Origin of the sequence: Streptococcus oralis, from assembly GCF_023109315.1 — a bacterium.
GTDB lineage: Bacteria > Bacillota > Bacilli > Lactobacillales > Streptococcaceae > Streptococcus > Streptococcus oralis_BS.
Genome location: NZ_JALDUF010000005.1, coordinates 1 through 20,698, shown reverse-complemented (window position 1 = coordinate 20,698; position 20,698 = coordinate 1). Strand labels below are relative to the sequence as shown.

Below are 20,698 nucleotides of genomic sequence, written 5' to 3'. Positions count from 1 at the left end.
AGAATCAATGAGTTACGAACAGGAATTTATGAAGGAATTTGAAGCTTGGGTCAATACCCAGATCATGATCAACGACATGGCGCACAAGGAAAGTCAAAAAGTCTACGAAGAAGAGCAAGATGAACGCGCCAAAGATGCCATGATTCGCTACGAAAGTCGCTTGGATGCTTATCAGTTCTTGCTTGGTAAGTTTGAAAATTTCAAGGCGGGCAAGGGTTTCCATGACTTACCAGAGGGATTATTTGGTGAGCGAAATTATTAATCGTTACAAATCAAAAAGTGCGTATGAACGCACTTTTTCTGTTTATACGTGATGTGTGTGTTTGGTAATCCATTGTTCCATTTTGATATGCAATCAGAATGAATAGATGCCCAAAGTGATGATGGTGAGCAAGAACCATTTGATCCAGTTCCTGAATAATCGAGAACCTGTTCCGTCAAAATAGAGGCGACGTCCATCGATGACAGTGCGCTTAACTTTCCAGTTTTGCATCATACAGACTGCCCAAGGCGTAGCGATTCCAATAGTAAAGCCTATGATAATCATGGCTAGGATAGCATATCTAACCTAGCTCAAAAGACCACCATCAAAGTAACTTTCGTTATTCACATTGTTCTCCTTATCAGCTTTTTATGTGAATTAATATTGCACATTACTGCATATTTTATCAAGAAGTTGAATCGTTGTCGAATTAGATTGAAAGAAAAAACGGCTAGATTTTTAAGAACAATCTCGTTTCCTTTCTTGATTTTTTTCCAAAATCTTGATAGAATATCTTTATTAAATCCTTGTCAGAGCAGGGATTTTTTATTGAAAGGATTTTATCATGTCAAAGAAACTCCAACGTAAAAAACAATTGCGAAATAGCCTTCGTCGTTCAGGTGTATTTTCAACTACAGTGACCAAGGTTGTAGAAGAGACCAAAAAAGTCGTGAAACATGCAGAAAAATCTACCAGCCAAGTAGGAAAAGTTGTCTCAAAAAAAGTGGAACAAGCAGTAGAAGCTACCAAAGAGCAAGCTCAAAAAGTAGCCAATTCTGTAGAAGATTTTGCAGCAAACTTGGGTGGACTTCCACTTGACCGTGCCAAAACTTTTTATGATGAAGGCATCAAGTCAGCTTCTGACTTCAAAAACTGGACTGAAAAAGAACTCCTTGCCTTGAAAGGAATCGGCCCAGCTACGATTAAGAAATTAAAAGAACACGGAATCAGTTTCAAGTAATCTTTCTTGAGCCTTGCATTTCCGTGAAAAACTTGTTACAATAAAGCCATTAGAGGTGTTTTGAATCCCACATTTTACAGAAAGTGGCGGAGCTGAGAAGTCCACAAATGTGTCAAAACTGGTTGCTGATGATGAAAAATGAAATAAAAGTGTCTTTGTATATCCTTCAAAGACAAGAGTTGCGGGCGTCTGCCCGAAATTGGGTGGTACCGCGGATAATACATTCGTCCCTGTCATGTAGTTGGCAGGGGCATTTTTTTATGGAAAGCGAGGGAGGAAGATGACAAGAGCAGAATTACCAGAACGAATAGAGACTGAGCGACTTGTCTTGCGAGTCCGTACAGTAGCTGATGCTGAAGATATCCATGCCTACGCTAGTCTGCCAGAAGTCTCCTACCCAGTAGGCTTTCCGCCCGTCAAGACTTTGGAAGACGAAATCTATTACCTAGAACATATCCTTCCCGAGCGCAACCAAAAGGAAAATCTCCCAGCTGGCTACAATGTCCAAAGTCAACGAGTCGCAGAAAAACTTGGCTTTACTCTCGAAGCTCGTATCCGAGACCGTAAAGATGTTCAAGGAAACCGCTGTGACAGTTTGATATATGGCTTGCTGAAGAGTGAGTGGAGGGTAAAATAATGAAAAGAATTCGACTGATGATAGGCATATCTCTTATTTCAATAATAATAATTGTTGGATGTTCAATATTTGGGATAATTTCGATGGATGAGTTACTAAAAGGGGCACTATTAGGTGCGGTTGTTTCAATAATAATTTCAGTTCCAAATGAAATACTAATTTATCGAGAATCTAGAAAAGAAAAGATTAGTAAAATTTTTTGGGATGGCTTTGTTTCTTATAATTCTTCTTTAAGCGAAATTTTTGCATTTTCGAAAGATTTTTATTTCTTTGAATCAATAATTTTTGAAAAATATGCAATTTCTAAAGATTCTGGAGATTGGCAAGATTATCGTGAGGCTTATTCTGACTACAAAGAAATTTTGGAAAATAGAATAGATAGTTATTGTAATAATATTTTTCAATTATGCAATAGAACAGAAAATCTCATTCCTCTATTAAGCAATCTACTAGCCAATATTGATAATAAAACAATTTTATTTACTAATAGTTTAGAGTATAAAGAATGCTACAATGCTTACCATATAATTGAAAATATTGACTTATCTATAAAAGAAGCAAAACAACTATTGGATGATATTCATGTTAGTAAGAAGAATGATCTTCAAAAGAAATGTGAAGAACTTATAGTGTTACGTTGGCTTTCTCATTTATTATTTATGGATTATAATAGGGGAATCGAAGATATAGAAGAAAACTCTGTTTCAAATCCTGTAGAAACTGGAAAAGCTGAGAACGATTTAAATCGTTCATTGAGTAATATAATGAAATATTTGTAATTTTTAACTAGAAAGGACACACACATGTCTAAAGAACTTTCACCTAAATACAATCCAGCCGAGGTTGAGGCTGGTCGTTACCAAAAATGGCTTGATGCGGATGTTTTCAAACCTTCAGGCGATCAAAAGGCTAAGCCTTATTCGATCGTTATTCCACCACCAAATGTAACTGGGAAACTTCACCTTGGTCACGCTTGGGACACAACCTTGCAAGATATCATCATCCGTCAAAAACGCATGCAAGGCTTTGATACGCTTTGGCTTCCAGGTATGGACCACGCTGGTATTGCCACTCAAGCTAAGGTTGAGGAGCGCTTGCGGGAGCAAGGCATTTCCCGCTATGACCTGGGTCGTGAAAAATTCCTCGACAAGGTCTGGGAATGGAAAGATGAATATGCCACTACCATCAAGGAACAATGGGGCAAGATGGGACTCTCTGTAGACTACTCTCGTGAGCGTTTCACTCTTGACGAAGGTTTGTCAAAAGCCGTTCGCAAGGTCTTTGTGGACCTTTACAAGAAAGGTTGGATCTACCGTGGTGAGTTTATCATCAACTGGGACCCAGCTGCTCGCACAGCCCTTTCTGATATTGAGGTGATCCACAAGGATGTTGAAGGTGCCTTCTACCACATGAACTACATGCTGGAAGACGGTTCACGCGCCCTTGAAGTTGCGACCACTCGTCCTGAGACCATGTTTGGAGACGTTGCCGTTGCGGTCAATCCAGAAGATCCACGCTACAAGGACTTGATTGGTCAAAACGTCATTCTTCCAATCGCTAATAAACTCATCCCAATCGTTGGGGACGAACATGCAGACCCTGAGTTTGGTACTGGTGTCGTGAAAATCACACCTGCCCACGATCCAAACGACTTCTTGGTTGGTCAACGCCACAACTTGCCGCAAGTCAACGTCATGAACGACGACGGAACTATGAATGACTTGGCCTTCGAATTTGCAGGCATGGACCGTTTCGAAGCTCGTAAGGCAGTCGTTGCTAAGTTGGAAGAAATCGGTGCCCTCGTTAAAATCGAAAAACGTGTCCACAGTGTTGGCCACTCAGAGCGTACAGGTGTTGTGGTTGAACCACGCTTGTCTACGCAATGGTTCGTCAAGATGGACCAATTGGCTAAAAATGCCATTGCTAACCAAGACACAGAGGACAAGGTAGAATTCTACCCACCTCGTTTCAACGATACCTTCCTCCAATGGATGGAAAATGTCCACGACTGGGTGATCTCTCGTCAGCTCTGGTGGGGTCACCAAATCCCTGCTTGGTACAATGCTGAGGGTGAAATATATGTCGGCGAAGAAGCTCCAGAAGGTGATGGTTGGACTCAGGACGAAGACGTCTTGGATACGTGGTTCAGCTCAGCCCTTTGGCCATTCTCAACCATGGGCTGGCCTGATGTCGACTCAGAAGACTTTAAACGTTATTATCCAACATCAACTTTGGTGACTGGTTATGATATTATTCCGTTCTGGGTGTCTCGTATGATCTTCCAAGGTTTGGAATTTACTGGCAAGTCGCCATTCAAAAATGCATTGATTCATGGTCTCATCCGTGATGAGCAAGGACGCAAGATGTCTAAATCTCTCGGAAACGGGATTGATCCAATGGATGTTATTGATAAGTACGGAACAGATAGCCTTCGTTGGTTCCTTTCAAACGGTTCTGCACCAGGGCAAGACGTGCGCTTCTCTTATGAGAAAATGGATGCGTCATGGAACTTCATTAACAAGATCTGGAACATCTCTCGCTACATCCTCATGAACAATGAAGGCTTGACCCTTGAGCAAGCAACTGCTAATGTGGAAAAAGTTGCCAACAAGGAAGCTGGAAACGTTACTGACCGCTGGATTCTCCACAACCTCAATGAAACGATCGGTAAGGTCACTGAGAATTTCGACAAGTTTGAGTTTGGTGTGGCTGGGCACATCCTCTACAACTTCATCTGGGATGAGTTTGCGGACTGGTACGTTGAGTTGACCAAGGAAGTCCTTTATAGCGATAATGAAGAAGAGAAAGTCATCACACGTTCTGTTCTCCTTTACACTTTGGACAAGATCCTTCGTCTCCTTCACCCAATCATGCCATTCGTGACAGAGGAAATCTTTGGACAAATTTCAGAAGGCTCTATCGTTACAGCAGCATACCCAACTGTCAATCCAGCCTTTGAAGACCTTGCAGCTCACACTGGTGTCGAAAGCCTCAAAGACTTGATCCGTGCTGTTCGGAATGCGCGTGCGGAAGTAAACGTAGCACCAAGCAAGCCTATCACTATCCTTGTTAAGACCAGCGATAGCGAATTGGAAGCCTTCTTTAACAGCAATGTCAACTATATCAAACGTTTCACAAATCCAGAACACTTGGAAATCGCGTCAACCATCCCTGCACCTGAACTCGCTATGTCAAGCGTCATCACAGGAGCAGAAATCTACCTGCCACTGGCTGACCTCCTCAATGTCGAAGAAGAACTCGCTCGTCTCGACAAGGAACTGGCTAAATGGCAAAAAGAACTGGATATGGTCGGTAAGAAGCTCTCTAACGAACGCTTCGTAGCCAATGCCAAACCAGAAGTCGTCCAAAAAGAACGCGACAAACAAGCCGACTACCAAGCTAAATACGATGCGACCGTAGCACGTATTGATGAGATGAAGAAGTTGGTGAAATAAACACAGAAACACGGTGATGAACCGTGTTTTTTTGGTATAATGAAAATATTAAAACAATAGAAAAGAGAAGGTCTATGCCAGAAGGCGTCACTTTATTTCAAGATACCTTGATCAAATCTTTAAAGTTTGGATTTATTGATAATATTAAATTTCAAGAAGGGGGATACTCTCCTCAAATTTTAATTAATGACCCAGAGTCCAAGCGATATGTATTGAAGGATATTCAAGAAGAATTATCAAAATGCCAAGCCTTTTATATTTCGGTAGCATTTATTACCCAATCAGGAATTGCTCTGATAAAATCCCAATTATCAGATTTAATGGATAAAGGAATAAAAGGTAAAATTCTTATATCTCCTTATCTTGATTTTAATGATCCGGTTGCCATGCAAGAATTACTCAAGTTGAAAAATGTTGAAGTTCGACTTACTCCAGAGAGTCTGCAGATGCACGCTAAGTTTTATCTTTTTGAACATCAGGGGAAACAGGTTCTTATTTCTGGAAGTTCAAATTTAACTCATAATGCATTGAAAATCAATTACGAGTGGAATATTAAGTTGACATCAACTTACAATGGAGAGTTAATTCAAGCTACTAAAAAAGAGTTTGAAAAAATTTGGGAAAAGTCGGATGTTTTAACTACAGAAAAGATTGATTCTTACGCTAGAAAGCGTCAGAAAACAATTCGAGTGGACCAGATTCGAGAAGAGGAAATAGCAGAATATCAGGTTACAAGTATTGAACCTAATAAGATGCAAAATGAAGCACTGAAAGGTCTGCAGGCTATTCGCGATTCAGGGAAAAAGAAAGCTTTAGTTATCAGTGCTACAGGGACAGGAAAAACATATTTATCAGCTTTTGATGTTCAACAATTTGAGCCGAAAAGAATGCTCTTTATCGTTCATAGGGAGCAAATTCTTCAAAAGTCTTTAAAGGATTTTCAAAAGGTTTTACAGTTCCCGGAATCAGAAGGTTTGATTTATCATTCTGGTGCTGATTTGACAAATAAGAAATACATTTTTGCTACGATTCAAACTTTGTCACGTGATTATCATTTGAATCTATTTTCAGAAGATTATTTTGACTATATTTTAATCGATGAAGTTCACAAAGCCGGAGCTGATTCATACAAAAAAGTGATGGCACATTTTCATCCTGAGTTCTTTTTAGGAATGACTGCAACTCCCGAACGAACTGATGGGCAAAATATTTATGAACTGTTTGATTATAATATCGCCTATGAAATTCGTCTGCAGGATGCGCTTGATAATGATATGCTTTGCCCATTTATTTATTTTGGGGTAAAGGATATTGAGATAGATGGACATCTAATCGATGAGAAGACAAATATATCAAACTTAACATCTAATGAACGAGTTAAACATATTCTGCAAAAAATTGATTTTTATGGAGTAAGTGGTGAAAAAGTAAAAGGATTGATATTCTGTTCCTCTAAACAGGAAGCGCATGAACTCGCTTCAAAATTGAATCAGAATGGGAAAGTTTGTAGGGCTCTAACAGGCGATGATAATATTGAAACACGAAATGAAGTCGTTTCTCAACTTGAAAAAGGAAAACTAGACTACATTTTGACAGTGGATATTTTTAATGAAGGGATTGACATTCCTTCTGTCAACCAGGTAGTTATGTTAAGAAATACTCAGTCTAGTATCGTTTTTGTTCAACAATTAGGACGTGGTCTTCGTAAACATGAGAGTAAAGAATACGTCACGATCATTGATTTTATTGGTAATTATAAAAATAACTATTTGATTCCAATTGCTTTATTTGGAGACAAATCAATGAATAAAGATAATTACCGAAGAGAGCTAAGAGAACCCAATATTTTAAATGGCCTAACTACTATTAATTTTGAAGAAGTTGCTAAAGAACAAATCTTTAAGTCTATTACTAATACAAATCTTTCCAATCGAGCTATCCTAAAAGAGGCCTATATGGAAACAAAGAACCGCTTGGGACGTACTCCGAATCTCAGTGATTTTTTGGAACTAGATAGTCTAGATCCCTATGTTTTCTTTGATACTTTTAATCATTATGGAGAGGTTATTGCTTCCTTTGAAAAAGAGGATCGGTTTATTAAAATTCCTGAATTAAATGGTTTTCTAACTTTCCTCTGCAAAGAACTATCCAATGGTAAACGAAAAGAAGAACTCTATCTTTTAAAAATATTACTAGAAAAAGGAAAGATTTCCCGATCTGAATTTAAACAAATCTTAACAATGAAGCAATTAGGATCCTCCGAACAGTTATTTAAATCTATCGAAAACTGTTTAGACTATAACTTTTTCGTTAAAAGAGATCAAGAAAAGTATGGTTTCTCAGCCTTAAGCATTGAAGATGACACTTATCAACTAGCAACAGATTTCACTCAATTTCTTACAGAGGAATACAAAAAATTTATCTTAGACATCATTCAGACTGGTCTAGAGCGCTCTCAAAAATATCCGCAGGAACCATTGACAATAGGTGAAAAATACTCTCGAAAAGATGCTGTGAGACTTCTTAACTGGGACAAGGATGAGAGTTCTACTGTATATGGATACAAGGTCAAACATGGAACGTGTCCTATCTTTGTAACTTATCATAAGGATGACGATATTACAGAAACAACCCAGTATCAAGATGGATTCTTATCCAACAAAGTCTTTCATTGGTATTCTCGGAGCAATCGAAGCTTTAAGTCTAAAGAAGTTGCTGATATTATGCAATCTAATCAAACCGGTTTGGCTCTTCATCTCTTCGTAAAAAAAGAAGACGGTGAGGGAAGTGATTTCTATTATCTAGGGCCAGTTAGTTATTTGGAAGATAGTGCTACTGAAACTAGGATGCAGGATGGAAAAACTCCTGTAGTTACAATGAATTTTGAATTAGCCAATAAGGTTTCTTCCGCACTTTATGATTATTTGACAAAAAAATAAGAGAGTAATCTCTTATTTTTTTGTTAATAATTCTACAGCTGGACGATCTACTGGAGCCCAGTTGAGAGTATCTAGTTCATTGGGAGCTAACCAAGTTGAATTTTGGTGTTCAAGCAACTCTAGTTTTCCTGATATTAGCTTTGCATGATAGGTCTTCATGACAACTGTCCCAAAATTATAATCATATGAAGCTTCATTGATGTAAGAAACAATCTCAATTTCAGAATTTAGTTCTTCTTTAATTTCACGGACTAAAGCTTGTTCAGGAGATTCTCCTACTTCTAATTTCCCACCTGGAAATTCCCAAAAACCTCCCAAACTTTTACCTTCAGGTCTTTGTGCACAGAATACTTTTCCATCTCGTTCTATAGCTGCTGCAACAACATTTATTATTTTTTTTGACATAAGCTACCTCCAAGTAATATTTTAACAAATATTTTTAAATTTACCATGTAATAAAATCAATTGATTTTTACTTAATAAATCATAGATAAATCTATTTTAACCTTTGACTATTCCGCAAAATTATCGTACAATAAAGAGTACATGATAAAATGAGGTCAGAGTCTGTTTGCTCTGGCGATAGTAGTATAAATGAGGAGAAACGCTTTGGAATTAGAAGTATTTGCTGGGCAAGAAAAAAGTGAACTATCTATGATTGAGGTGGCGCGTGCTATCTTGGAACTTCGTGGTCGCGATCATGAGATGCATTTTAGCGATCTTGTAAACGAAATTCAAAACTACCTTAGAACATCAAACAGCGATATCCGTGAAGCTTTGCCTTTGTTCTACACAGAGTTGAACTTTGACGGTAGCTTCATCTCACTTGGAGACAACAAATGGGGCCTTCGTTCATGGTATGGTGTAGACGAAATCGACGAAGAAATCATCGCTCTTGAAGAAAGTGACGACGATGAAGTAGCACCAAAAGCTAAGAAAAAACGTGTCAATGCCTTTATGGATGGTGATTCAGATGCCATTGACTACAATGCAGATGATCCAGAAGACGAAGATGCATACGAAGCTGATCCAGCTCTTTCATATGATGATGATAATCCAGATGATGAGAAAAATGAAGTGGAAGCTTACGATGCAGAAATCAACGAAATCGCTCCTGATGACTTGGGTGAAGATGTGGATCTTAACGAAGAAGACGACGAGTTTTCTGACGATGACGCTGAAACGAGTGAAGAAGAGTAAAAGACTTCACAAAGGAGATCGCCTGATCTCCTTTTTTGTTGCTTAGGTAAAGTGGTTGAGCAGGTCATCCGTTTGGATGCGGACCTTTAGTTGGTTTTCTGAAAACAATCTTCTTTTTTCATCTTTTACCAATTCGGGTTGACAAATGTTCTGCTTTAAGGTATCATATTGTTCGGGCACCTCTTTTAGAGGTCGGGGCTCCCTAGTTACTAGGGAGCTATTTTTGTTTTTCAGGAAGTTTTCTTGAAATGTCGTTATTCATAAGGGTCTTGTTTTCTATCTCCCCTCGTAGTTAACAAGGCCTTGAGCATTTTAGAAAGAGGAATCTATGTCTACGAAATATATTTTTGTAACTGGTGGTGTGGTATCGTCTATTGGGAAAGGGATTGTCGCAGCAAGTTTGGGTCGTCTCTTGAAAAATCGTGGTCTAAAAGTGACTATTCAGAAGTTTGACCCTTATATCAATATCGATCCGGGAACCATGAGTCCTTACCAGCATGGGGAAGTCTTTGTTACAGATGATGGGGCTGAGACAGATTTGGACTTGGGCCACTATGAACGTTTCATCGATATTAATTTAAACAAATATTCCAATGTGACAACTGGTAAAATCTACAGTGAAGTTCTTCGTAAAGAACGCCGTGGCGAATACCTTGGCGCAACTGTTCAAGTCATTCCTCATATCACAGATGCTTTGAAAGAAAAAATCAAGCGTGCCGCTGTAACGACTGATTCGGATGTCATTATCACAGAGGTTGGTGGAACCGTTGGGGATATCGAGTCCTTGCCATTCCTAGAGGCCCTTCGTCAGATGAAGGCAGATGTGGGTGCGGATAATGTCATGTACATCCATACAACCTTGCTTCCTTATCTCAAGGCTGCTGGTGAGATGAAGACCAAGCCAACTCAGCATTCTGTAAAAGAATTGCGCGGTTTGGGAATCCAGCCAAATATGTTGGTCATTCGTACGGAAAAACCAGCTGGTCAGGGCATTAAAAATAAACTAGCTCAGTTCTGTGACGTGGCACCAGAAGCTGTTATCGAGTCTTTGGATGTCGAACACCTTTACCAAATTCCATTGAATTTGCAGGCACAAGGCATGGACCAAATTGTTTGTGACCATTTGAAACTAGACGCACCGGCAGCGGATATGACAGAGTGGTCAGCTATGGTGGACAAGGTCATGAACCTCAAGAAACAAGTTAGAATTTCCCTTGTCGGTAAGTATGTGGAGTTGCAAGATGCCTACATCTCAGTGGTCGAAGCCTTAAAACACTCTGGGTATGCCAACGACGCAGAAGTGAAGATTAATTGGATCAATGCCAATGATGTGACAGCAGAGAATGTAGCAGAACTCTTGTCTGATGCGGACGGGATCATCGTACCAGGAGGTTTTGGTCAACGTGGTACGGAAGGGAAAATCCAAGCCATCCGATATGCGCGTGAGAATGACGTTCCAATGTTGGGAGTCTGCTTGGGAATGCAGTTGACTTGTATCGAGTTTGCTCGCCACGTTTTGGGTCTTGAAGGTGCCAATTCTGCAGAACTTGCACCAGAAACAAAATACCCTATCATTGATATCATGCGTGACCAAGTTGATGTTGAGGATATGGGAGGAACCCTTCGTTTGGGACTTTATCCATCTAAGTTGAAACGTGGCTCTAAGGCAGCAGCTGCTTATCACAATCAAGAAGTGGTGCAACGTCGTCACCGTCACCGTTATGAGTTTAACAACGCCTTTCGTGAACAGTTTGAGGCAGCAGGTTTTGTCTTTTCAGGAGTTTCTCCAGACAATCGTTTGGTAGAAATTGTGGAAATTCCTGAGAATAAATTCTTTGTGGCTTGTCAGTATCACCCTGAACTTTCCAGCCGTCCGAACCGTCCAGAGGAACTCTACACTGCCTTTGTCACTGCAGCGGTTGAAAATAGTAACTAGTTTTCTTCTGATCTCTGAGAGCAATCTCAGAGATTTTTTAATCCATTCAGGAAAATCTTGGTAACTCAGGCGCTTGGCAATAAGAATTAGACTCACTGAGGGAAGAGATTTTCCTTGCTAGTATACGGCTTCCCTATTTGTCCTAGAGCCCTTTTTGTGTTACAATGAATGGTATGAAAGCTAAGAAATTATGGATGACTGGCTTGACTGTGGCTGGTCTAAGTGCCCTTGCTTTGGGTGCCAAAAAAGCAGCAGATAACCACAAACTCATGAAGACTCAGGAAGAGTTGACCGCTATCGTGCGCGAACTTTTCTCAGATATGGGTGAGATTGCGACTCTCTATGTTCAAGTCTACGAGAGTAGCCTAGAGCGACTGGTCGGAGGAGTCATTTTTGAGGATGGTCGTCATTACACCTTTGTCTATGAAAATGAAGATCTGGTCTATGAGGAGGAAGTCTTATGATTATTCCCAGTAGTATAGAAGAACTAGCAGGTTTTGTCGAGCAAGATGGCAAGAAGGTCTTCCTTTTTGTGGCGGACTGGTGTGGCGATTGTCGTTATATCTATCCAGCCTTGCCAGAGATCGAGGAGACTAATCCAGAGTTCACCTTTATTCGAGTGGACCGGGACCAGTATCTGGATCTGGCCAAACTCTGGGATGTTTACGGGATTCCTAGCCTTGTTGTGCTAGAAAAGGACAAGGAAATCGGCCGATTTGTAAATCGTGACCGTAAAAGCAAGCAACAAATTAACGACTTTTTAGCAGAACTGAAATAGGAGAAAAGGAAAGAATGATTTTTACATATAATAAAGAGCATGTTGGCGATGTCCTTATGATCATCGTGAAAAATAGCGGAGATGCCAAGTTGGATGTGGAGCGCAAAGGTAAGGTAGCCCGTGTTTTCCTCAAAGAAAATGGAGAAACAGTAGCTTGGAATATTTTCGAAGTTTCAAGTTTGTTTGAAATTGCAGAGCGTGGTCAAGTCTTTTTGACAGATGAGCAAGTAGAACGTTTGAACCAAGAGTTACAAGCGGAAGGCTTTGCAGAAGAAATTGTCAACGACAAAGAACCTAAGTTTGTCGTCGGTGAGATTGTTGAGATGGTAGCCCATCCAGATAGCGACCACCTCAACATCTGCCAAGTTGCAGTCGCAAGTGACAAGACAGTGCAAATCGTTGCAGGGGCTCCTAATGCGCGTATCGGTTTGAAAACTATTGTAGCTCTTCCGGGAGCTATGATGCCAAAAGGAAATCTCATTTTCCCAGGCGAACTTCGTGGCGAAAAGAGTTTTGGCATGATGTGCAGTCCTCGTGAACTTGCCTTGCCAAATGCTCCGCAAAAACGTGGGGTTATTGAATTATCAGAAGACCAAGTTGTCGGAACTCCATTTGACCCAGCCAAGCACTGGACTGCCTAAGAAATTGTTAGTATTTGATAGACCAGATAGGGGGATAAGATGGCGAAAAATGTAGTGATTACAGGAGCGACCTCAGGAATCGGTGAAGCGATTGCGCGTGCTTATCTGGAGCAGGGGGAGAATGTCGTTCTAACAGGGCGACGGACAGACAGACTAGAGGCCCTCAAGTCAGAGTTTGCAGAAACTTTTCCAAATCAAACAGTTTGGATCTTTCCACTGGATGTCACGGATATGACCATGGTGAAGACTGTCTGCTCCGATATTTTGGAAACGATAGGGCAGATTGATATCTTGGTCAATAACGCTGGACTAGCTCTTGGCTTGGCTCCCTATCAAAACTATGAAGAATTGGATATGCTGACCATGTTGGATACCAATGTCAAGGGTTTGATGGCAGTTACTCGCTGTTTCTTGCCAGAAATGGTAAAAGCGAATCAGGGTCATATTATCAACATGGGATCGACCGCAGGAATCTATGCCTATGCGGGTGCAGCAGTTTATTCAGCCACCAAGGCAGCAGTTAAAACCTTTTCAGATGGACTACGAATTGATACGATCGCAACGGATATCAAGGTGACCACCATTCAGCCAGGGATTGTCGAAACAGATTTCTCTACAGTTCGTTTTCATGGTGACAAAGAGCGTGCTGCCACCGTCTATCAGGGAATTGAGGCCCTGCAAGCTCAGGATATTGCAGATACAGTGGTCTATGTGACCAGTCAGCCTCGTCGTGTGCAGATTACTGATATGACCATTATGGCCAATCAACAGGCGACAGGTTTCATGGTTCATAAAAAATAAAAAATTTCTTCGAAAAGTTACAAATTTTTGTAACTTTTTTTGATTCCTTACGAATAGATAAGTAGGAGGAAGAAAATATGTATAATAAAGTTATTCTTATTGGACGTTTAACGTCTACACCAGAATTGCACAAAACCAACAATGACAAGTCAGTAGCGCGTGCAACTATCGCTGTCAACCGTCGTTACAAAGACCAAAACGGGGAACGTGAAGCTGATTTTGTCAATTTGGTTCTTTGGGGGAAATTGGCTGAAACCTTGGCAAGCTACGCAACTAAAGGTAGTCTTATCTCTGTGGATGGAGAACTTCGTACCCGTCGCTTTGAGAAAAATGGCCAGATGAACTATGTGACTGAAGTCCTTGCCACAGGATTCCAACTTTTGGAAAGCCGCGCCCAACGTGCCATGCGTGAAAATAACGCAGGACAGGATTTGGCAGATTTGGTCTTGGAAGAGGAAGAATTGCCATTTTAAACATTGAAAAGTCTGAGTTGGTCTCAGGCTTTTTATCTTGCCAAAGTCAGACTTTTTTCTTGACTATTTCTGACCAAGTGATACAATAGAACTATGAATTAGCACTCAGTTATAAAGAGTGCTAATAATATGTATTTCATCATGGAGGAAAACAGATGTTGAAACCATTAGGAGACCGTGTGGTCTTGAAAATCGAAGAAAAAGAACAAACTGTTGGAGGCTTTGTCCTTGCGGGCTCAGCCCAAGAAAAAACAAAAACAGCCCAAGTTGTAGCTACTGGACAAGGTGTTCGTACCTTGAATGGTGACTTGGTTGCTCCAAGCGTTAAGCCTGGAGACCGTGTCTTAGTTGAAGCTCATGCAGGTATTGATGTCAAAGATGGCGATGAAAAGTACATCATCGTAGGCGAAGCTAACATTTTGGCTATCATTGAAGAATAGAAGGAGAAAGTAAGTATGTCAAAAGAAATTAAATTTTCCTCTGATGCTCGTTCAGCCATGGTTCGTGGTGTTGATATCCTTGCAGATACTGTTAAAGTAACCTTAGGACCAAAAGGTCGTAATGTTGTGTTGGAAAAATCATTTGGCTCACCATTGATTACCAATGACGGTGTTACTATTGCCAAAGAAATTGAATTAGAAGACCATTTTGAAAATATGGGTGCCAAATTGGTATCAGAAGTAGCTTCAAAAACCAATGATATCGCAGGTGACGGAACGACAACTGCAACAGTCTTGACTCAAGCTATCGTCCGCGAAGGAATTAAAAACGTCACTGCAGGTGCCAACCCAATCGGCATTCGTCGTGGGATTGAAGCAGCGGTTGCCGCAGCTGTAGAAGCCTTGAAAAACAATGCCATCCCTGTTGCCAATAAAGAAGCCATCGCTCAGGTTGCCGCTGTATCTTCTCGTTCTGAAAAAGTCGGCGAATACATCTCTGAAGCCATGGAAAAAGTTGGTAAAGATGGTGTCATCACTATTGAAGAATCACGTGGTATGGAAACAGAGCTTGAAGTCGTGGAAGGAATGCAGTTTGACCGCGGTTACCTATCACAGTACATGGTGACAGATAGCGAAAAAATGGTGGCTGATCTTGAAAATCCATATATCTTGATTACCGACAAGAAGATTTCCAATATCCAAGAAATCTTGCCACTTCTAGAAAGCATTCTCCAAAGCAATCGTCCACTCTTGATTATTGCGGATGATGTAGATGGTGAAGCTCTTCCGACTCTTGTATTGAACAAGATTCGTGGAACCTTCAATGTCGTAGCTGTCAAAGCACCTGGCTTTGGGGACCGTCGTAAGGCTATGTTAGAAGACATCGCTATCTTGACAGGCGGAACAGTCATCACAGAAGATCTTGGTCTTGAATTGAAAGATGCGACCATCGAAGCGCTTGGTCAAGCAGCTAGAGTAACTGTGGACAAAGATAGCACTGTTATCGTAGAAGGTGCTGGAAATCCTGAAGCTATTTCTCACCGTGTTGCAGTTATCAAGTCTCAAATTGAAACTACAACATCTGAATTTGACCGCGAAAAATTGCAAGAACGCTTGGCAAAATTGTCAGGTGGTGTCGCAGTGATCAAGGTCGGTGCTGCAACTGAAACTGAGTTGAAAGAAATGAAACTCCGCATTGAAGATGCCCTTAACGCTACTCGTGCAGCTGTTGAAGAAGGAATTGTTGCAGGTGGTGGAACAGCTCTTGTAAATGTCATTCCAGCCGTTGCTGATTTGGAATTGACAGGAGATGAAGCGACAGGACGCAATATTGTTCTTCGTGCCTTGGAAGAACCAGTTCGTCAAATCGCCCACAATGCAGGATTTGAAGGATCTATTGTCATCGATCGTTTGAAAAATGCGGAAGTTGGTACAGGCTTCAACGCAGCGATTGGCGAGTGGGTCAACATGATTGAAGAAGGAATCATTGACCCAGTGAAAGTGAGCCGTTCTGCCCTTCAAAATGCAGCCTCTGTAGCTAGCTTGATTTTAACAACAGAAGCAGTCGTAGCCAATAAACCAGAACCAGCAGCCCCAGCTCCAGCCATGGATCCAAGCATGATGGGCGGGATGATGTAAAAACTATTAAAGGAGGGAATGACTACCCCTCCTTTTTATGATATTCACTTCTAAATAGATTTGAGCTCTCCTAACTTATATGATAAAATAAGACTATAAAAAGGAGAAGAACATGATCGATGTAGAAGAAATTCTGAGCAAGATGAACCCCAATCAGAAGATTAATTATGACCGTGTCATGCAGAAAATGGTTCAGGTTTGGGAGAAAAATGAGCAACGTCCAACTATTCTCATGCATGTTTGCTGTGCTCCTTGTAGTACCTACACCCTAGAGTATCTGACCAAGTACGCGGATGTGACCATCTATTTTGCCAATTCTAACATCCATCCCAAGGCAGAATACCACAAGCGAGCTTACGTCACCAAGAAATTTGTCAGTGATTTCAATGAGCGAACAGGCAATACAGTCCAGTACCTAGAAGCTCCCTATGAACCAAATGAATACCGGAAGTTAGTCAGAGGACTGGAAGAAGAACCCGAAGGTGGTGACCGTTGCAAGGTTTGTTTTGACTATCGTCTGGATAAAACAGCGCAAGTAGCTATGGATTTGGGATTTGATTATTTTGGTTCAGCTTTGACCATCAGTCCTCATAAGAATTCTCAAACCATCAACAGCATCGGAATTGATGTGCAAAAGATTTACACAACCCACTATCTCCCAAGTGATTTCAAGAAAAATCAAGGCTACAAGCGCTCGGTGGAGATGTGCGATGAGTATGATATCTATCGTCAATGTTATTGTGGATGCGTCTATGCAGCCCAGGCTCAGAATATTGATTTGGTTCAGGTTAAGAAGGATGCCACAGCTTTCTTGTTGGATAAGGATGTTGAAAAAGACTATTCCCACATCAAGTTTACTGTCACTAAATTAGATATATAGCAATTAACCCAGCTTCTAGGCTGGGTTTTTCAAATAAAAAACCAGGGCTCTCACCCCGGTTTGACAACTTTACCGATTCTTTAGTTCTATGTAGCGTTTGTACCAAATGTTGACATAGGCCTCTGAGAAAGGACCGCGTCCATTGTTGATCCAATCAACAAGGATTTTAACATGCTCCTTCAAAATATAGTCTAAATCATCCGAATACTTCATTTTGCGTTTATGGCGCTCATACTCTTCAACGTCCAAGAGACGCTTTTCACCATCAGTGAAGACCTTGACATCCAAATCATAATCAATGTATTTCAGGGCTTCCTCATCTAGATAGTAGGGGCTGGCCATATTGCAATAGTAGGAAATCCCATTATCACGAATCATGGCAATGATATTAAACCAATATTTTTTGTGAAAGTAAACAATAGCCGGTTCTCGAGTCACCCAACGACGACCGTCACTTTCGGTAACAAGTGTGTGGTCGTTGACGCCAATAATAGCGTTCTCTGTTGTTTTTAGTACCATGGTGTCCCGCCAAGTACGGTGAAGACTCCCATCATGCTTATAACTTTGAATTGTAATAAAGTCGCCTTCTTTTGGAAGTTTCATAACTAACCAACTTTCTACAATTTATAAGTTTATCGTCTACTATTATATCATAAATTGGTCTAATTTTTTTGAATTTTACATGCAAATGTTAAAGATATTCCCTGAGAGCGCTTGCTATATCCGAAAAATCATAGCCTTTTCTAGCTAGGACTTGGGTCAAACGTTGCTTTAGTTCGTAACCTTCATATTTACGAGCATATTTAGAATATTGTTTATCCAGTTCTTTAAAAATGAGCTCTTGAGTCGTTTCTTGGTCAACTTGACTATCCAAGTCGTCAAAGGCATTTTTAGCATCGGGATAGGGGAAGCCCTTGTTAGTCAAGTTTTGGATAATCTTATCTTGCAAAGCGCGAGCAGGAAGCTTTCCGGTGTATTTTTTAAGCAGTTTCTCAGCTACACGTTGAGCAACTTCTGTATAGTCAAAATCCTTTAAAACCTCTTCAATAGTTGATTTGGCAATCCCTTTTTGAGACAGTTTTTGAGCTAGCACATAAGGTCCCTTATCTCCAGAAAGTTGGTTTGCATTGATGATAGAGTAGGCATACTGACGATCATTAATCCAGTTATCTTCTTTAAGGTTAGCAATAACTTGACTAGTGATTTTTTCATCAAGATCATACTTTTTCAGATACTCACGAACTTCCTTTTCGGTTCGAGCTTTAAATGATAGATGGTAGAGGGCGAGATTCTTACCATAAGAAAACTGAGCAAAGCCCTGTATCTCGATTAATTCTTCCTTGCTAACCACCTTATCTTTAGACAACATAAAACGGACAATGGTATCTTCCGTGATATAAGAGGTTTGCTGTCCATCTAGTTCCATCAAGTAGAGGCGTTTTTTCTTTTCAAGTTTTGTGATTTTCATAGTTCTATTATACCCTAAAATGTGATAAGATAGGGGTATGAATCTGAAAGTCAAACAAAAAATACCTTTAAAAATCAAGCGGATGGGCATCAATGGTGAGGGAATCGGTTTCTACCAGAAAACCCTCGTTTTTGTGCCAGGCGCCCTCAAAGGAGAAGATATCTATTGTCAGATTACTTCTATTAAACGTAACTTTGTTGAAGCCAAATTGCTAAAGGTTAATAAGAAATCTAAATTTCGAGTCGTCCCGGCTTGTACGATTTATAATGAATGTGGTGGTTGCCAAATCATGCACCTCCACTATGATAAACAGTTAGAGTTCAAAACGGATTTGCTCCACCAAGCCCTAAAAAAATTTGCTCCTGCAGGATATGAAAACTATGAAATCCGTCCAACTATCGGAATGCAGGAACCAAAGTACTACCGTGCTAAGCTTCAATTCCAGACTCGGAAATTTAAAAATCAGGTCAAGGCAGGTTTGTATGCGCAAAACTCTCATTATCTCGTAGAGTTGAAAGACTGTTTGGTGCAAGATAAGGAAACCCAAGTGATTGCTAATCGCCTAGCTGAACTTCTTACTTACCATCAAATCCCCATCACCGATGAGAGAAAAACGCTCGGTGTTCGCACTATCATGGTACGTCGAGCAAGAAAAACAGGACAAGTCCAGATAATCATCGTCACGAATCGCCAGCTAAATTTGAATCAACTAGTCAAAGACCTAGTCAAGGATTTTCCAGAAGTCGTCACAGTTGCAGTCAATACAAATACAGCAAAAACAAGTGAAATCTATGGTGAAAAGACGGAAATTATCTGGGGCCAAGAGAGTATTCAAGAAGGAGTACTTGACTATGAGTTTTCTCTCTCGCCCCGAGCTTTTTATCAGCTTAATCCCGAGCAGACAGAAATTCTCTATAGTGAAGCAGTTAAGGCTCTGGATGTCAGCGAAGAGGATCATCTGATTGATGCCTATTGCGGTGTTGGGACAATCGGATTTGCCTTCGCAAATAAGATCAAGAGTCTCAGAGGGATGGATATTATTCCAGAAGCCATTGAAGATGCCAAGCGAAATGCTAAAAAAATGGGATTTGACAATACCCATTACGAAGCGGGGACAGCAGAAGAGATTATTCCACGCTGGTATCAAGATGGCTACCGAGCAGATGCCCTGATAGTCGACCCTCCTCGTACAGGCTTAGATGATAAGCTATTGGATACCATTCTGACCTATGTTCCAGAAAAGATGGTCTATGTATCCTGCAATGTTTCGACCTTGGCACGAGATTTAGTTAAACTGGTAAAAGTCTATGATCTCCAGTATATCCAGTCGGTCGATATGTTTCCCCATACTGCACGGACAGAGGCGGTCGTGAAGTTGGTTAAGAGAAAAGCATAGAAGTTCTAGGACCTAAAAATTATAAACGAATCAAAACAAAAAAGGTATAATGGATAATTAACTAGCATAGGAAAATTATTATATAGCAGTGATAGAGTATAGAGGAGTATGTAAAATGTCAGTAGAAGAAAATCTAAATAAACATGACTATTTAAAAGAAATTTGCAAATTTTCAGATTTAACAAATGTAAACATAGAACAACTGATAAAAGGGGTGTCAAATGACGAGAAAAAATTGTGGGCAATGTTTGCTAGGAAAAAGAGAGGCTTGAATAACGATAATTCTGATTTGGCACAGATTTGCATACAAGTTGGGAGTAGTATTAACATATACTCTGAGTTAAGAGAAATATTAAGATGTATGATTTCTGAACCAAAAAAAGAAATAGTTTCTACAGAATTTACGGTTGATGCATATATGTTCACTACATTCATGGATAAAGACAGTTTCAAGTACAGAGCTATCTATAATGAATTCGAAGATTTTATTATTTATGAAATTATTGCTGAAAAATACTTAGCTAATATAGATTATGGAGACTATGATAAAATCAACTATTCGGAAGTGAAATTTGCGCTTGAACATCGTGCTTATCTATGGAATCCAGCCCCATCAACACATGGAAATAAAGAACGAGAAATACTCGCAACTTTTAAAACAAGAAAAGAGAACAAAGAGAAAGAAGTTGAAAATTTTTCTGTAGGCTGAAAAAAGATCTTGACAAAGGTAAAAAAGTAGGTATAATAGAAAGAGTTGAAAAGCTCAAGGTCCGTTGGTCAAGGGGTTAAGACA

22 protein-coding genes are annotated in these 20,698 nt (G+C 40.2%); 18 read left to right on the top strand and 4 right to left on the bottom strand.

Annotated features, from left to right (window positions below; translation table 11 throughout):
- Positions 1-7 precede the first annotated feature (7 nt).
- Positions 8-262, top strand: coding sequence for a DUF1912 family protein (locus tag M1F74_RS06955; RefSeq protein ID WP_000119714.1), 255 nt, complete (start codon positions 8-10; stop codon positions 260-262).
- A 93-nt stretch (positions 263-355) separates the two neighbouring features.
- Here the strand turns inward: M1F74_RS06955 and M1F74_RS06950 are convergent, their stop codons facing one another.
- Positions 356-547 carry a DUF898 family protein gene (locus M1F74_RS06950; RefSeq protein ID WP_231069217.1) on the bottom strand — a complete coding sequence of 64 codons (192 nt, stop codon included), beginning with the start codon at positions 545-547 and terminating at the stop codon, positions 356-358.
- A 280-nt stretch (positions 548-827) separates the two neighbouring features.
- Between M1F74_RS06950 and M1F74_RS06945 the strand changes: the two genes are divergently transcribed.
- The 5 genes from M1F74_RS06945 (at position 828) to M1F74_RS06925 (ending at position 8,254) form a co-directional block, all read left to right on the top strand.
- The gene (locus M1F74_RS06945) at positions 828-1,223 is read left to right on the top strand and encodes a helix-hairpin-helix domain-containing protein (protein WP_247946662.1); all 396 of its coding nucleotides are present in this window, start codon (positions 828-830) and stop codon (positions 1,221-1,223) included.
- 280 nt (positions 1,224-1,503) lie between these two features.
- Positions 1,504-1,860: a GNAT family N-acetyltransferase gene (locus M1F74_RS06940; RefSeq protein ID WP_247946661.1), complete on the top strand. Its 357-nt coding sequence runs from the start codon at positions 1,504-1,506 to the stop codon at positions 1,858-1,860.
- Entirely contained in the window at positions 1,860-2,639 is a 780-nt protein-coding gene (locus tag M1F74_RS06935) for a hypothetical protein (RefSeq protein WP_247946660.1), read from the top strand. The genes M1F74_RS06940 and M1F74_RS06935 overlap by 1 nt, the downstream gene beginning before the upstream one ends.
- Positions 2,640-2,663: 24 nt before the next feature.
- Positions 2,664-5,315: a valine--tRNA ligase gene (locus tag M1F74_RS06930; RefSeq protein WP_247946659.1), complete on the top strand. Its 2,652-nt coding sequence runs from the start codon at positions 2,664-2,666 to the stop codon at positions 5,313-5,315.
- A 74-nt stretch (positions 5,316-5,389) separates the two neighbouring features.
- Positions 5,390-8,254 carry a DUF3427 domain-containing protein gene (locus M1F74_RS06925; protein ID WP_247946658.1) on the top strand — a complete coding sequence of 955 codons (2,865 nt, stop codon included), beginning with the start codon at positions 5,390-5,392 and terminating at the stop codon, positions 8,252-8,254.
- Positions 8,255-8,266: 12 nt separating this feature from the next.
- On the opposite strand, the gene M1F74_RS06920 is transcribed toward M1F74_RS06925, so the two are convergent.
- Positions 8,267-8,659, bottom strand: a complete 393-nt coding sequence (locus M1F74_RS06920; protein WP_247946657.1) for a (deoxy)nucleoside triphosphate pyrophosphohydrolase — start codon at positions 8,657-8,659, stop codon at positions 8,267-8,269.
- Between the two features lie 204 nt (positions 8,660-8,863).
- Here M1F74_RS06920 and rpoE point away from each other — a divergent pair, with 204 nt between their 5' ends.
- The 10 genes from rpoE (at position 8,864) to M1F74_RS06870 (ending at position 17,041) form a co-directional block, all read left to right on the top strand.
- A complete protein-coding gene (rpoE, locus tag M1F74_RS06915; RefSeq protein ID WP_247946656.1) occupies positions 8,864-9,454 on the top strand; it encodes a DNA-directed RNA polymerase subunit delta in 591 nt (196 codons plus the stop codon).
- A 328-nt stretch (positions 9,455-9,782) separates the two neighbouring features.
- A complete protein-coding gene (locus M1F74_RS06910) occupies positions 9,783-11,390 on the top strand; it encodes a CTP synthase (protein ID WP_247946655.1) in 1,608 nt (535 codons plus the stop codon).
- 164 nt (positions 11,391-11,554) lie between these two features.
- On the top strand, positions 11,555-11,854 hold the full coding sequence (locus tag M1F74_RS06905) for a DUF4651 domain-containing protein (protein WP_002875970.1): 300 nt from the start codon (positions 11,555-11,557) through the stop codon (positions 11,852-11,854).
- Positions 11,851-12,168, top strand: a complete 318-nt coding sequence (locus M1F74_RS06900) for a thioredoxin family protein (protein ID WP_247946654.1) — start codon at positions 11,851-11,853, stop codon at positions 12,166-12,168. The genes M1F74_RS06905 and M1F74_RS06900 overlap by 4 nt, the downstream gene beginning before the upstream one ends.
- A 14-nt stretch (positions 12,169-12,182) precedes the next feature.
- The gene (gene ytpR, locus M1F74_RS06895) at positions 12,183-12,809 is read left to right on the top strand and encodes a YtpR family tRNA-binding protein (RefSeq protein WP_247946653.1); all 627 of its coding nucleotides are present in this window, start codon (positions 12,183-12,185) and stop codon (positions 12,807-12,809) included.
- A 39-nt stretch (positions 12,810-12,848) separates the two neighbouring features.
- A complete protein-coding gene (locus M1F74_RS06890; protein WP_247946652.1) occupies positions 12,849-13,610 on the top strand; it encodes an SDR family NAD(P)-dependent oxidoreductase in 762 nt (253 codons plus the stop codon).
- Between the two features lie 77 nt (positions 13,611-13,687).
- Entirely contained in the window at positions 13,688-14,083 is a 396-nt protein-coding gene (locus M1F74_RS06885) for a single-stranded DNA-binding protein (protein WP_000282436.1), read from the top strand.
- 155 nt (positions 14,084-14,238) lie between these two features.
- The gene (gene groES, locus M1F74_RS06880; RefSeq protein ID WP_000917326.1) at positions 14,239-14,523 is read left to right on the top strand and encodes a co-chaperone GroES; all 285 of its coding nucleotides are present in this window, start codon (positions 14,239-14,241) and stop codon (positions 14,521-14,523) included.
- Positions 14,524-14,538: 15 nt separating this feature from the next.
- Entirely contained in the window at positions 14,539-16,161 is a 1,623-nt protein-coding gene (groL, locus tag M1F74_RS06875) for a chaperonin GroEL (RefSeq protein ID WP_247946651.1), read from the top strand.
- 112 nt (positions 16,162-16,273) lie between these two features.
- Positions 16,274-17,041 (top strand): epoxyqueuosine reductase QueH, encoded by a 768-nt coding sequence (locus tag M1F74_RS06870; RefSeq protein ID WP_247946650.1) that lies wholly within the window; start codon positions 16,274-16,276, stop codon positions 17,039-17,041.
- 69 nt (positions 17,042-17,110) lie between these two features.
- On the opposite strand, the gene ntdP is transcribed toward M1F74_RS06870, so the two are convergent.
- Positions 17,111-17,644: a nucleoside tri-diphosphate phosphatase gene (ntdP, locus tag M1F74_RS06865; RefSeq protein WP_000775318.1), complete on the bottom strand. Its 534-nt coding sequence runs from the start codon at positions 17,642-17,644 to the stop codon at positions 17,111-17,113.
- An 88-nt stretch (positions 17,645-17,732) separates the two neighbouring features.
- Complete coding sequence (gene recX, locus M1F74_RS06860; RefSeq protein WP_247946649.1) at positions 17,733-18,509, bottom strand: recombination regulator RecX; 777 nt, start codon at positions 18,507-18,509, stop codon at positions 17,733-17,735.
- 37 nt (positions 18,510-18,546) lie between these two features.
- On the opposite strand from recX, the gene rlmD reads away from it, so the two are divergent.
- Positions 18,547-19,905 (top strand): 23S rRNA (uracil(1939)-C(5))-methyltransferase RlmD, encoded by a 1,359-nt coding sequence (rlmD, locus tag M1F74_RS06855; RefSeq protein ID WP_247946648.1) that lies wholly within the window; start codon positions 18,547-18,549, stop codon positions 19,903-19,905.
- 115 nt (positions 19,906-20,020) lie between these two features.
- Entirely contained in the window at positions 20,021-20,614 is a 594-nt protein-coding gene (locus M1F74_RS06850; protein WP_247946647.1) for a hypothetical protein, read from the top strand.
- Positions 20,615-20,698: the final 84 nt, after the last annotated feature.